This window comes from Microbacterium sp. NPDC057944, assembly GCF_042887445.1.
GTDB lineage: Bacteria > Actinomycetota > Actinomycetes > Actinomycetales > Microbacteriaceae > Microbacterium > Microbacterium natoriense.
In genome coordinates, this window is the sequence record NZ_JBHVPJ010000001.1 from 468,334 (window position 1) to 481,524 (window position 13,191).

A 13,191-nucleotide genomic window follows, 5' to 3' on the forward strand; every position below is an offset into this window, starting at 1 on the left:
ATGCCGCGGACGCGACTCAGAGCACCTTCGAGAGGAAGTCCTTCAGGCGCTCGTTCTTCGGGGATCCGAACAGCTCGGAGGGAGGAGCCTCCTCCACGACCACGCCGCCGTCCATGAACACGGTGCGACCGGAGACCTCGCGGGCGAAGCCCATCTCGTGGGTGACGAGCACCATCGTCATGCCGCCGGACGCGAGATCGCGGATGACCTGCAGCACCTCGCCCACCATCTCGGGGTCGAGGGCGCTGGTCGCCTCGTCGAAGAGCATGATCTCGGGGTCCATCGCCAGGGCGCGGGCGATGGCCACACGCTGCTTCTGACCGCCGGAGAGGGATGCCGGCTTCGCATCCGCCTTCTCCTTGAGCCCGACCCGGTCGAGCAGGGACAGCGCCCGTGCCCGTGCATCCGCCTTCGACAGCCGACCGAGCTCGATCGGCGCGAGTGTGATGTTCTCCAGCACGGTCATGTGCGGGAACAGGTTGAAGTGCTGGAACACCATGCCGATGCGCTGGCGCACCTCGTCGAGCTTGACGCTCTTGTCAGTCAGGTCGACGCCGTCGATGATGACGTGACCCGAGGTGGGCTCCTCGAGCTTGTTGAGGCAGCGCAGCAGCGTGGACTTGCCCGAGCCGGAGGGACCGATCACGGCGATGACCTCGCCGTCCTCCACCCGGAGGTCGATGCCCTTGAGCACGTGGTTGTCTCCGAAGGACTTGTGCAGGTCCCGGACTTCGATCTTGCTCATGCGGTGAACTTCCTCTCCAGGCGGTTGGCGAGCAGCGTGAGCAGCGTGATCACGACGAAGTAGATGAGGGCGACGATCGTCAGCACCTGCGCAGACAGGTAGGTCGAGGCGATGATCTGCCGCGACTGGAACGTCAGCTCGGCCAGGCCGATCACGCTGATCAGCGACGTGTCCTTGAGGGTGATGATGCCCTGGTTCACGAACGACGGGATCATGATGCGGAACGCCTGCGGCAACACGACCTTCTGCATGGTCTTCCAGTGGCCGAGGCCGAGCGAGCGCGAGGCCTCGTTCTGGCCCGGGTCTACGGCCTGGATGCCACCGCGGATGATCTCGGTCATGTACGCGCCGGTGTTGAGCGACAGGGTGATCGCTCCGGCGACGAACGGGTTGAACGTCAGCCCGGGGAACAGCTGCGGGATAGCGAAGAACACGAAGAACGCCTGCACCAGGATCGGGGTGCCGCGGAACACGAAGACGTACGCGGTGGCGAGCCAGCGGAACAGGAAGAACCCGGAGATGCGGCCGAAGCCGAAGACGATGCCGAGCACGAACGCGGCGACCAGCGCCACGAGGGTCGCGAGGATCGTGAGCCACAGACCGCTCATGAGCGCCGGCCAGTACTTCACGGCCACCGAGATGATGTCGGTCGGCTGCGCCGACTCCTCGCCGCCGGAGAGGTACCGGTTGACGATCGTCTCGTACTCGCCCGACTTCTTGAGGTTCGCGAGGCCCTTGTCGAACATCTCGACCAGCTCGGGGTTCTGCCCCTTGTTCACCGCGAAGCCGTACTCGCCGCCGAGCTCCGGGTCGCCGACCAGACGGAAGCCCGACCCCTGCTGGATGCCGTAGGCGAGCACCGGGAAGTCCTCGAAGTAGCCGACGGCCTGGCCCGCCTTGACGGCGTCGACCATGTCGGTCGTGTCCTGGTACGGCGTGATGGTGAAGCCGTACTCCTTCTTGTTCTCCTCCGCGAAGGTCTGACCCTGGGTGCCGGTCTTCACGGCCACGGTCTTGCCGTCGAGGTCGTCGAGCGACTGGACGTCGCTGTCCTTCATCACTCCGAGCTGGATGCCGCTGGTGAAGTAGGGGTCGCTGAAGTCGAAGGTCTTCTTGCGCTCGTCGGTGATCGACATGCCGGCCATGACGGCGTCGACCTGGTTCGCCTGGAGCGCCTGGACGGCGGCGTCGAATCCGAGCTGACGGATCTCGACCTCGAAGCCCTGGTCCTTCGCGATCGCGCGGAGCAGGTCCATGTCGATGCCGACGAGCTGGCCGTCGGAGTTCGTGAACTCGAAGGGCGCGAAGGTGGTGTCGGTGCCGATGACGTACTTCTCATCGGCGGCGGTCGCCGCGGTCGGCGCGACGAGGAGGGCGCCGACCGCGAGGAACGCCGTGAGGACGGCTGCTCCCGCGGTGCGCCCGAACCTGCGCAGGCGCGCGGAGGCGGAGGAAGGATTGCGGATCACGACGGATGCTCCCGGGATCGACGACGACGACCGGTTGGCCGCCGACCAACAACCCTAGCCGCCGGTCGCGTTCTCGCACGCAGAACCGGCACAAGGGCCGGTGGGCTGACTACAGCGTGATCCAGTAGCGGCGCAGCAGCGCGTGCCCGCGCTCGGTCTGGTCGCTCACGTCCTGCAGCACACCGCCGGCGCCCTCGATCGTGCGGGCGGAGGCGACGTTGTCGTCGTCACAGGTGACCAGCACGCGGTCCAGCCCGATCTCGCGCGCACGGTCGAGCGCGAGGGCCAGCGCCTTCGACGCATAGCCCTGGCGGCGACGCGACTCCCGCACCGCGTAGCCGATGTGCCCGCCGGCCTCGCGGAGCCACTCGTTGAGGTCGTGGCGGAACGAGAGGAATCCGATCACCTCGGCGTCGTCGACGATCCAGTAGAGGTCGTTGTGCACGCGGTCCTCGGGAGGCGCGATCGAGGTGTCGGCGAGCCGTGCGGCATCCGCGATCAGCTGGTCGAGGGTGACCCGCCCCGGGATGACAGGCGCCTGCAGACCCGAACCGTCGATGTGACCTCCGCCGAACTCCGCCACGGCGGCGGCCCAGCTGTCATAGAGGTCGGTCGTTGGTCGGATGAGCGCGATCGTCATCACCCGATGACATCACACGCGCTCGCTCCTGCCAAACCCGTCCGCCTCCCGGCCGCCGACGCCCCGGCCGACACCGACGCCCCACCTGTCTGTCGTGCGTCAGGTGGGGCGCCGGAACTCGGAGGGGGACGTCGAGACGCGGATGCCGGGAATCCGGTGCCGCGTCAGAGCGTCAGCCCTTCCCTCCCGACGCGGCCGCGGGCTCGGACTCGTAGCGTCCGAGGAACAGCGACGCGACGAGGGCGACGACCATGACGCAGGCCGGCAGCAGGATCGCCTGCGCCATTCCCGCGGAGAACCCGTCGGCGACCTGCGGGGGCAGCGCGCCTCCGGTGCCGATGCCCCCGGCCGCGTCGGACAGTCCGGGGAGGTTGGCCTCCAGCCGCGACTGCATGAACGCCGCGATGGATGCCGAGCCGATCACCGATCCGATCGTGCGGGTGGTGTTGTAGATGCCCGCACCGGCGCCGGCCTGGCGCGGCGGGAGTTTGCGGGTCGCCGTCGTCGCGAGGGGACCCCACATGCCGGCGTTGCCGATGCCCATCAGGGCGGACGGGAGCAGGAACATCCAGATCGGGGTGTCCATGTTGATCAGCGCCGAGTACCAGACGAGGGCCACGCCCACGCAGAGCAGACCGGGCACCAGGATGATGCGCGGATCGACGCGATCGAGCAGCTTGCCCGCGAGCGGCGCGAGCACGCCGGACAGCACCGCCATCGGGATCATCAGCAGCGCCGCCTCGGTCGGGGTGAGGCCGCGTGCGATCTGCAGGAAGAACATCATCGGCAGCGACATGCTCGTCACGGTGAAGCCGACCGCGGCGATCGCGACGTTGGCTCCCGAGAAGTTGCGGTCGCGGAACAGGTCGAGAGGCACCAGCGGCTCGCTGCGCGTGCGGGCCTGCTGCACGATGAACAGGGCCAGCACGACGAGGCCCGCGATGATGAGGCTCCACACGGAGATCGGGCCCCAGATGACGCCCCACTTGAACTTCTCGCCCTCCTGCAGTCCGAAGACGAGGAGGAACAGGGCGACGGCGCTGAGCACGACGCCGAGCACGTCGAAGCGATGCGGGTGCGTGGCCAGCTTGGGCACGTAGATCCACGCCAGCACGAAGCCGATGACGCCGACGGGCAGGTTCACGAAGAAGATCCACTCCCAGCCGAGGCCGTCGACGAGCAGGCCGCCGACGAGCGGGCCGACGAGCGTCGCCACACCGGCGGTCGCGCCCCACAGCCCCATCGCCGCTCCCCGGCGCTCGGCGGGGAACGTGCGCGTGATGACCGCCATCGTCTGCGGCGTCATGAATGCGGCGCCGAGACCCTGCACGGCGCGGGCCACGATCAGCCCTTCGAGCGTCGTCGACAGGCCGCACCACAGGGAGGCCAGCGTGAAGACCGCGAGGCCGATGAGGTAGATGTTCTTCGGCCCGAAGCGGTCACCGAGGCGCCCGGTGATGAGCAGCGGAACGGCGTAGGCGAGGAGGTAGGCGCTGGTGACCCACACGACGTTGTCGAGGTTGTTCGTCGTCGGGTCGAGGGCGGCCTTGATGGCCGGGTTGGCCACCGAGACGATGGTCGTGTCGACGAGGATCATGAAGAAGCCGATGACCAGCGCCCACAGAGCGGGCCAGGGGCTCTTCGGTCGGTGGCCGACGGAGTAGGTGCCGGTGGACGGCCCTGAAGACGAGGGGGCGGATGCCGCGGCCCCGGTCGATGCGGATTCGGTCATTGCTGTGCGGCCTTTCGCTGGGCGAGATAGCGTTCGGTGTCTTCGAAGGCGTGCGGTCCCCAGGGGAACGCGGCGGCCTCGAGACGGGTGAGGAGGGAGTCGAGCCAGCGGAGCTCTGCGTCGAGCAGCATCTCCTGGCGTTCGAACTCGACGAGGACCTGTTCGGGGACCCCGTTGGCGCGGGCCCCGCGCAGCCCGTCGCTGTGCTGGGCATGGGCATCGGCGAGAGCCGCCCGGCGGATGCGGAGGCTGTCGATCGCGTCTGGTCGTTCGAGGTTGTGCGCCTCGGCGAGCGCGATGCGGAAGTCGGACGGACGGTCGATGCGCGACAGCTCGCGCCGCACCCAGCCGATGACGGCCTCACGGCCCTCCGCGGTCAGCGTGTACGTGGTGCGCTCCGGCCTGTTGCCGTCGCGATCCACACCGACCTCGTCGAGCAGTCCTGCCCGCTGGAGGCGCGCGACCGTGTGATAGAGCGTGCCGTTCGTGATCGGGAGCAGGCGATCGTCGCGGCGCGCGCGCATCAGCCGCACCATCTCATAGGGGTGCATGTCGCCCTCGCGCAGCAGCGCAAGCACCATCACCCCCATCGGGGTGAGCTTGTCGACGGCATCCGGCATTGTTAGTCCATTCCAATTAGTCCACGTGGACTATACGCCCGAAACGACCCCGACGGCAAGCTCGGATCAGCGCAGCGCCACCTCGAGCTGCGCCTCGGTGAGCGGACGGTCCGCGTAGACCAGACGCATCACCGCGGGGTCGGGGTTGCCGGCATCCGGACCGCGATGCACCAGCTCGAGCCCCAGCTTCTCCGCGACGTGCGCCGACGCCGTGTTGTGCTCGACGAGATAGGCGATGAGCGGCCACTCCGGAACGCGTTCACGCGCGAGCTCGACCCCCGCCCGCGCGAGTTCGGTCGCATACCCGCGCCCGTGGTGGTCGGGCGCGATCCGGTATCCGACGTTCCACACCGCACCCTCGGTGCCGAAACCCCGCACCGAGCTTCCGCCGTTGCCGACCATCTCCCCGGTCTCGCGCAGCCGCGCCACGAAGGACCCGAGTCCGGCATCCGCCCACCCCTCCTCCCACTTCCGCATCATCGCCAGCGTCGGCTCCGTGTCGAGATGCCGCAGGGACGGGAAGTGGGTCCACACGCGGGGGTCGTTGTGGATCGCGAAGACCTCATCGAGGTCGCTGGGCGCCGGTCGCGTCAGCACCAGACGCTCGGTGAAGAACTCCTCAGGCATGCCCTCACGCTACGACCACCCTCCGACACCGGGATAATGGCTGGGTGAGCGAAGCACAGAGCATCCCCGGCTGGCGGCACGTCTACTCCGGCAAGGTCCGCGACCTGTACGCCTCGGAGGATGCGGCGGACACGCGCATCCTCGTCGTGGCGTCCGACAGGGTGAGCGCGTTCGACTACGTGCTGTCCCCCGGCATCCCCGAGAAGGGGGCCCTGCTCACCCGCCTCAGCCGCTGGTGGTTCTCCGCGCTCTCCGACGTCCCGAACCATCTCGCGGAGGGCGAGATCCCGGCGTCCGTCGCCGATCGCGCCATGCTCGCGCAGTCCCTCGAGATGCTGCCGATCGAGTGCGTCGTGCGCGGCTACATCACCGGCACCGGCTGGGCCGAGTACCAGGAGAGCGGCACCGTGTGCGGCATCCCGCTGCCCGCCGGTCTGCAGAACGGCGACCGCCTGCCCGAGCCGCTGTTCACCCCCGCCTACAAGGCGCCGATGGGAGAGCACGACGAGAACATCACCTTCGAGCGGGTCGTCGAGCTGGTCGGCGCCGAGCGCGCCGCCGAGCTGCGAGACGTCTCACTGGCCGTCTACGGCCGGGCCGCCGCGATCGCCGAGGAGAAGGGCCTGATCCTCGCCGACACGAAGTTCGAGTTCGGGACGGATTCCGACGGCGTCCTGCGCCTCGCCGACGAGGTGCTCACGAGCGACTCCTCCCGGTACTGGGATGCCGAGGCCTGGGCCGTCGGCACCACTCCGAGCGCGCGGATGGCGAGCTTCGACAAGCAGATCGTGCGCGACTGGCTGGCGCTGCACTGGGACAAGCAGGGCGAGCCGCCCGCGCTGCCGAAGGACGTCGTCGAGCGCACCGCCGCCCGCTACCGCGAGCTGATCGAGCGCCTCGGGGCCTGAGTCGCGGCATCCCGCGCACCCAGGCAACACTCAGGAATCGGTAGTGTGGCTCCAGCACTCCGACACCCCCGACCCTGAGGAGCCCCGCAATGCCCCTGTGGAAGCTGCACGGAGACGGCCGCACCGTCGCCCCCGGCGCCGTCGTGCGCCCCGATGAGCGCCTGAACTGGCCCGGCACGATCGCGATCGGCGTCCAGCACGTCGTCGCGATGTTCGGCGCGACGTTCCTCGTCCCCATCCTCACCGGGTTCCCGGTGTCGACGACCCTGCTCTTCTCGGGCGCGGGAACACTGCTGTTCCTGCTGCTGACCCGCAACAGGCTGCCCAGCTACCTCGGCTCATCCTTCGCGTTCATCGCCCCGATCACCGCGCTCAACGGCGGCAAGGCCCTCGAGTCGGCCGAACAGATCACGCAGGCGCTCGTCGGCGTCGTCGCCGCGGGTGTGCTGCTCGCCGCGATCGGCTTCCTCGTGCAGGCCGTCGGCACCGGCTGGATCGACAAGCTCATGCCCCCGGTCGTGGCCGGGTCCATCGTCGCCCTGATCGGCTTCAACCTCGCGCCGGCCGCCTGGAACAACTTCCAGAAGCAGCCGGAGCTCGCCACGGTCACCCTCGCCGCCGTCGTGCTCTTCAGCGTGCTGTTCCGCGGGTTCCTCGGCCGCATCTCGATCTTCCTCGGCGTGGTCGTCGGCTACATCGTCGCCCTCTTCACCGGACAGGTGAAATTCGACGGCGTCGCGGAGGCCGCCTGGATCGGCCTTCCCGACTTCCACCTCGCCGCCGTCGGCGACCCGAAGGCCTGGGCGCTGGTGCCGATGTTCCTCCCCGTCGTGCTCGTGCTCATCGCCGAGAACGTCGGCCACGTGCGCGGCGTCGCGACCATGACCAACGACCCGGAGATCAACAAGCACACCGGGCGCGCCCTCGTCGCTGACGGCCTCGCGACCACCCTCGCCGGCGGCTTCGGCGGCTCTGGCACCACCACCTACGGCGAGAACATCGGCGTCATGGCGGCGACCCGCGTCTACTCGACGGCGGCGTACTGGGTGGCCGGCGTCGTCGCGATCCTCCTCGCGTTCTCGCCGAAGGTCGGCGTCATCTTCAACAGCATCCCCTCCGGCGTCCTCGGTGGCGTGACGACGGCGCTGTACGGCCTTATCGGCGTCATCGGCATCAAGATCTGGGTCGACAACCGCGTGGACTTCTCGCGTCCGGTCAACCAGTACACGGTCGCCGTGTCGTTCGTCATCGCGATCGCCGGCTTCATGATGAGCTGGGGCACGTTCCAGCTCGGCGCCATCGTGCTGGGCACGGTCGCCGCTCTGGTCATCTACCACCTGGGCAACGCGATCGCCCGCTGGCGCCGGAGCGGCGCCGATGACGGCGGCCCCATCCCCGCGGTCGGCCCGCTCGGCGGCGACCCCGCCTGACCCGCCTGGAGGGGGACGGATGCCGCGGCATCCGTCCCCCTCCACGCACCTCAGCCCACCGTGCCCGTGTCGGGGCACACCGCACCGGACGCGCGCGGACGCGGCTCGCCCCGCCGCGGAGGCATCGCCAGCGGCAGCGGCTCCTCGGGCTCTGGCAGCCCATAGCTGCGGCGGACCCAGCGCCGCGCGTCCTCCAGCGGATAGGTGTCTCCGAAGACGGCGAACTTCACGAACACGCCCTCGAGCAGGCTGCGCAGCATGACCTCCTCGAGACCAGGGTCTGCCGCACCGCGCGCGCGGAACAGGTCGCGCACGGCGTCTTCCGTCGCCGTCACCGCATCGGCGTGACGCCGCTCGGACTCGGCGAACAGCCGGTGCGTCGCGGGCTGCTGCTGCATCGCGAGGACAGCCCGCTGCAGGGGCACCGCGAAGGCCGTGGCCATGAGGGCGCCGTCGATCACGGCGGCGAGCGCCTCGTCCGGCGTGCCGTCGACGCGGGCGAAAGAGAGCACGGTCTCGAACCAGCGGTCGATCACGGCGGAGACCAGCTGCTCCTTGCCGCCGAAGTGGTAGTTCACGAGCCCCTGGGCGACGCCGGCCCTGGAGGTGATCTCGGCGATGCTGGCGCCGGCCACTCCTCGCTCGGAGAACACGGTGATCGCAGCCTGCAGGATGTTCTCCCGCGCCCTCTCCCTGGCGATGCGGTTCTGCTCATCGGAGCGTGCCACGAGGCATCCTCCTCTGCGATGCGGACGAGTGTCTTTGCTGAACGGCCCCCACCGTATAGATTACTCACTGAATAATCGTTCAATCTATGAGGATCCGTCAGATCCCCCACTTCCAGGAGCCCCCATGCATCCCCTCGCCCGTGTCGATCTCAACGACCTCGGCTCCCTGATCGAGTGGCTCATCTCGCAGTGGTGGGTGTGGGCGATCGTCGGCGCCGTGGTGCTCTTCTTCATCGTGGTCTGGCTCATGCCCGGCTTCAAGGTCAAGGCCGATGAGAAGTTCTCCACCACCGACACCGAGGCCAACGAGATCGCTCTCGGCCTCCTGCAGATCGTGAACCTCCCGTCCGGGCACTGGAACGATCCGACGGCGTCGATCCTCGGCGACCGCGAGAAGAAGGTGCTCGTCGACCAGTGGGGCGTCCCCACGCGCCAGGACTGGCTCGACAACATCGAACGCCTCGTCACCGTGCGCCGCCGCCGCGAGATGTGGGTCCTCTACCTCGCCGTGCGCGCGCAGCTCGCCGAGCAGCTCGGCCGCGTCCCCAAGGCGAAGGAGTGGCTGAACGCGATCGTCACCGAGGGCGGGGACAAGCGCGATGCGCGCACGTTCGTCACCTCGATCGAGTACACCGAGGGCCTCATCCGCAAGCGCGTCGGCAAGGACATCGTCACGCCCGACCTGTTCGTGAAGACCCTCGACGGCTACGCGCTCGGCCAGGCCGTGGGCATGACCACGTGGGGTGTGGCGCTCGGACACGGCGACGTCGCCGAGGCGCGCCAGATCATCCACCGCATCAACGTCGAGGGCCGCCCCGCCTTCTCGTCGTGGGCGGACTTCGGCCTCAGCTACATCGCCGGCCGCGTGATGCACTGGAGCGACGGCAAGGTCGAGGAGAAGTCCTTCGACAAGTTCGGCGACGGGTGCGTCGACTTCCAGGCCGCGGCCACCGCGAAGCGCAACGGTCCGTGGGCGACGCTGTCATGGAGCCTGTGACCGTAGACCTCGACCCCCTTCGACGAGGGGCCGGCTTCCGCGACATCCTCGCGTACGAGCGCATCTGCCGCACGCCGCTGCACCGCCGCTTCGTGTTCATCCTCGTCGCGGTGCTGCTGTTCGCCGCGGCGATGCTCGGGGCGCTCTGGTTCCTCGGGCGCAGCGACATCCTCGCCGTCGCACCGATCCTCGGGGTGTTCGTGGTGGGCTACACGGTGCTCGCCGCCGTGGGGTTCGTCTGGTACGCGATCGGACTGGGCCGCAGAGTCAAGGTGGCGGCCTTCGCCTGGCGCAACGACTGGGCTTACGCCGATCTCCTGGAGAGCACGCGGCGCCCCGGCGCGGCGTTCGCCCGCGTGAACCGAGGACAGGAGCGCGCGGTCGTCGCCTGCGACGACGAGCGGATGCCGTTCGAACTGGGCATGCACCACTCGGTGGCGCGCGGCCAGGAGGCGGCGACGATCCAGCGTCCATTCGCCTTCATCGAGCTGCCGCTGCCGTCGGCGGTGCCCCACATCGTGCTGGCGAACCGCCGACGCAGCATCATCCCCACCCTCGGCCTCGGCCGTGGCGCGGCGAAGATGCAGCTCGAGGGCGAGTTCGCGTCGGTGTTCCGCCTGATCGTGCCCGAGGGATACCAGCAGGACGCGCTCTACATCTTCACGCCCGACCTCATGGCCCGCGTGCTCGATCTCGGCTCCGGCGCGGAGATCGAGCTCGTCTCCGACCGTCTCTACGTGTACCTGCCGGCGCGGACGCGCTTCGATCGCGCCGACACGATGGCCGCGGCCGTGGTCCTCGCCGAGGAGTTCCACCGTCGCTTCGCCGCGCGCACCGAGCTGTATCGCGACGACAACGCCGGCGAGCTCGCCGCCAGGGCCGGCGTCTCGGTCGGACTGCGCGGACAGCGCCTCGGCGGCAGCGGCGTCTCGGTGATCGCGATCGCCGCGACGGCCGGCGTGCTGCTGCTCTCCGCCGGGGTGACGGCGTTCTCGCTGTTCGGCGGAGACATCCTGCGCACCCTCACCGGGTGACCACAGACCCACGGGTGCGGACCTGGCCGGGGGGCATAACAAATGTCCGCACCCGTGTTCCCCTCTTCCTCGATCCGACGTCAGACTTCGACGTCCGTCGAGCCCGGCCGACACCTTCGGCCAGGCTGAGCGCACGCAATTGTTTACCTGAGTACAAGAATTCGTGGGCACGCCGTCGCCGACCTTGACCCGCTCGAATCGACGCGGTTACCGTGAGCGGGCTTCGGCACGGCGGCGGCGCAAGGAAGCCCGTCCTCCGGATCGGAGTCCGCTCGCCGACCGGGCGTGCGGCATCGCTCAGATCGAAAAGGATCATCCATGCGACTCACGAGAACACTCGCGCTCGCCGCCACCGCGGCAGCAGCGCTCTGCATCGGCGCGGTCATCCCGGCCGCCGCTGCGACCAGTCCGGACAACGGCTCCGACGTGCCCACCTTCCAGGAGTTCGCCGCATCGACCTTCCGGGACGTCGACGGCAGCTACATCGTCAACGGAGACGAGGTGATCTCCAACCGCGGCGAGCTGCGGAAGTTCTACGACGTGCTCGTGGGCCCGGCGACACCCATCGACGGCCTCATCGTCAACACGGTCAGCGGCACCGACGACAAGTGGTCGGCGCAGCAGGTCGGCAACCTCACGTACTGCGTCAGCACCGCCTTCGGCACCCGTCACGCAGACGTCGTGAACGCCATGGCCAGCGGCGCCGCGCTCTGGGAGGCCGCATCGTCGAAGATCAAGTTCCAGTACGTGAGCAGCGCCGACGGCAACTGCACGACGCGCAACAAATCGGTCGTGTTCTCGGTCGAGCCCGTGCAGACGACGCAGTACATCGCCCGCGCGTTCTTCCCGAGCACGCCGGACCGCCAGCAGAACGTCCTCATCGACGACTCGATCTGGAGCTCGGGCTCCTGGACCCCGACGAACATCCTCGGCCACGAGCTCGGGCACGTCCTCGGGTTCCGGCACGAGCACACCCGTCCGGAGTCCGGCACCTGCTTCGAGGACAACAACTGGCGCCCGCTGACCCCGTACGACTCGGCGTCGATCATGCACTACCCGCAGTGCAACGGCTCGTCCGACGACCTGTCGATGACCAGCACCGACCGCGCGGGCATCGTCGCGCTGTACGGAAACTGAGGCTCATCGCCCGAACACGGCGTGACGTCTCAGCGGGGTCCGGCCCATTCGGCCGGGCCCCTTCTGCGCGCAGACACGGAGAGACCGCCGCCGAGAGCCCCGCTGCCACGTCTCACGCCGAGGCGCGCACCACCAGCTCTGTGGGCAGGATCGTCGACCGTGGAGCCTCGCGCCCCGCGAGCACGTCGAGCAGGACGGAAGCCATCGCCTCGCCCTGCGCGTACATCGGCTGCTGCACGGTCGTCAGCGGCGGATCCACCGCGACCGCCACCTGAGAGTCGTCGAATCCGACGATCGCGACGTCTTCGGGGATCCGGATGCCCGCCGAGCGGAGCACGCGCATCACGCCCCTGGCCATGAGGTCGCTCGCGACGAACACGGCATCGGGGAGCGGCGAACCCGCGGCGAGAAGACGTCGGGCGGCTTCCGCCCCGCCTTCCTCGGTGAAGTCGCCGTCGAGCTCTGCGGCAGGGGGGATGCCGGCATCCATCAAGGCGTCCCTGAAGCCCTGCACGCGGTCGACCGCCGCGGGCATGCTGAGCGAACCCGAGATCGTGGCGATCCGCCGGTGACCCCGGTCGAGCAGATACTGCGTCGCCACGCGGCCGCCCAGCACGTTGTCGACGTCCACCACGTAGTCGCCGGGGCGCGCGCGCACCGGGCGTCCGCCGAACACGACGGGGACGGCCTCGGCGATGCGGTCGACGAAGGAGTCGCTGGTGTGGTGCGACACGATGATCGCCCCGTCGACACCTCCGTTGCGCACGAATCCGGCGGTCTTCGCACCGCCCTCCTCGCTCGCGATCAGGAGGTTGAGGATGTAGTCGGACCTCGTCATCCTGGCGCTGATGCCCGAGACGATCGTCGCGAAGAACGGGTCGCCGAAGAAGCGCGTGGTGTCCTCCGGCACGACCAGGGCGATCGCGTTCGTCTGCCTGCTGGCGAGCGTGCGGGCCGCGGGGTTGGGCACGTAGTGCAGCTCGGCGATTGCGTCCTGCACCGCGGCGAGCGCCTCGGGGCTCACGGACGTCGAACCGTTCACCACGCGGGACACGGTCGAGCGCGACACCCCCGCCGCCGCCGCGACCTCCTCGATCGTCGCCCTGACCATCGCCTGCTCCCCG

At 69.1% G+C, this 13,191-nt stretch carries 13 protein-coding genes; 5 read left to right on the forward strand and 8 right to left on the reverse strand.

The window, feature by feature from the left end; all coding sequences use genetic code 11:
* Positions 1-16 precede the first annotated feature (16 nt).
* From ACFVRO_RS02060 to ACFVRO_RS02085, 6 genes are all read right to left on the reverse strand, one after another.
* A complete protein-coding gene (locus ACFVRO_RS02060; RefSeq protein WP_105673225.1) occupies positions 17-745 on the reverse strand; it encodes an amino acid ABC transporter ATP-binding protein in 729 nt (242 codons plus the stop codon).
* Positions 742-2,214 carry an amino acid ABC transporter substrate-binding protein/permease gene (locus ACFVRO_RS02065; RefSeq protein WP_386948701.1) on the reverse strand — a complete coding sequence of 491 codons (1,473 nt, stop codon included), beginning with the start codon at positions 2,212-2,214 and terminating at the stop codon, positions 742-744. Before ACFVRO_RS02065 ends, ACFVRO_RS02060 begins: the two co-directional genes overlap by 4 nt.
* A gap of 109 nt (positions 2,215-2,323) precedes the next feature.
* A complete protein-coding gene (locus ACFVRO_RS02070) occupies positions 2,324-2,854 on the reverse strand; it encodes a GNAT family N-acetyltransferase (protein ID WP_386948704.1) in 531 nt (176 codons plus the stop codon).
* Positions 2,855-3,026: 172 nt separating this feature from the next.
* Positions 3,027-4,586, reverse strand: coding sequence for a DHA2 family efflux MFS transporter permease subunit (locus ACFVRO_RS02075; RefSeq protein WP_386948707.1), 1,560 nt, complete (start codon positions 4,584-4,586; stop codon positions 3,027-3,029).
* Positions 4,583-5,206: a PadR family transcriptional regulator gene (locus ACFVRO_RS02080; protein ID WP_386948710.1), complete on the reverse strand. Its 624-nt coding sequence runs from the start codon at positions 5,204-5,206 to the stop codon at positions 4,583-4,585. Before ACFVRO_RS02080 ends, ACFVRO_RS02075 begins: the two co-directional genes overlap by 4 nt.
* A 66-nt stretch (positions 5,207-5,272) precedes the next feature.
* Complete coding sequence (locus ACFVRO_RS02085) at positions 5,273-5,833, reverse strand: GNAT family N-acetyltransferase (protein WP_223587242.1); 561 nt, start codon at positions 5,831-5,833, stop codon at positions 5,273-5,275.
* 44 nt (positions 5,834-5,877) lie between these two features.
* Between ACFVRO_RS02085 and ACFVRO_RS02090 the strand changes: the two genes are divergently transcribed.
* The gene (locus ACFVRO_RS02090) at positions 5,878-6,741 is read left to right on the forward strand and encodes a phosphoribosylaminoimidazolesuccinocarboxamide synthase (protein ID WP_386948712.1); all 864 of its coding nucleotides are present in this window, start codon (positions 5,878-5,880) and stop codon (positions 6,739-6,741) included.
* An 89-nt stretch (positions 6,742-6,830) separates the two neighbouring features.
* Complete coding sequence (locus ACFVRO_RS02095; RefSeq protein ID WP_386948715.1) at positions 6,831-8,171, forward strand: uracil-xanthine permease family protein; 1,341 nt, start codon at positions 6,831-6,833, stop codon at positions 8,169-8,171.
* Positions 8,172-8,221: 50 nt separating this feature from the next.
* Here the strand turns inward: ACFVRO_RS02095 and ACFVRO_RS02100 are convergent, their stop codons facing one another.
* Entirely contained in the window at positions 8,222-8,899 is a 678-nt protein-coding gene (locus tag ACFVRO_RS02100) for a TetR/AcrR family transcriptional regulator (RefSeq protein WP_386948718.1), read from the reverse strand.
* A gap of 124 nt (positions 8,900-9,023) precedes the next feature.
* Here ACFVRO_RS02100 and ACFVRO_RS02105 point away from each other — a divergent pair, with 124 nt between their 5' ends.
* The 3 genes from ACFVRO_RS02105 to ACFVRO_RS02115 all read left to right on the forward strand — a co-directional run bounded on the left by ACFVRO_RS02105 (position 9,024) and on the right by ACFVRO_RS02115 (position 12,067).
* The gene (locus ACFVRO_RS02105; RefSeq protein ID WP_386948721.1) at positions 9,024-9,896 is read left to right on the forward strand and encodes a DUF1266 domain-containing protein; all 873 of its coding nucleotides are present in this window, start codon (positions 9,024-9,026) and stop codon (positions 9,894-9,896) included.
* On the forward strand, positions 9,884-10,930 hold the full coding sequence (locus tag ACFVRO_RS02110) for a hypothetical protein (RefSeq protein WP_386948724.1): 1,047 nt from the start codon (positions 9,884-9,886) through the stop codon (positions 10,928-10,930). Before ACFVRO_RS02105 ends, ACFVRO_RS02110 begins: the two co-directional genes overlap by 13 nt.
* Before the next feature lie 318 nt (positions 10,931-11,248).
* On the forward strand, positions 11,249-12,067 hold the full coding sequence (locus ACFVRO_RS02115; protein WP_386948727.1) for a M57 family metalloprotease: 819 nt from the start codon (positions 11,249-11,251) through the stop codon (positions 12,065-12,067).
* 112 nt (positions 12,068-12,179) lie between these two features.
* On the opposite strand, the gene ACFVRO_RS02120 is transcribed toward ACFVRO_RS02115, so the two are convergent.
* Entirely contained in the window at positions 12,180-13,178 is a 999-nt protein-coding gene (locus tag ACFVRO_RS02120; protein ID WP_386948729.1) for a LacI family DNA-binding transcriptional regulator, read from the reverse strand.
* Positions 13,179-13,191: the final 13 nt, after the last annotated feature.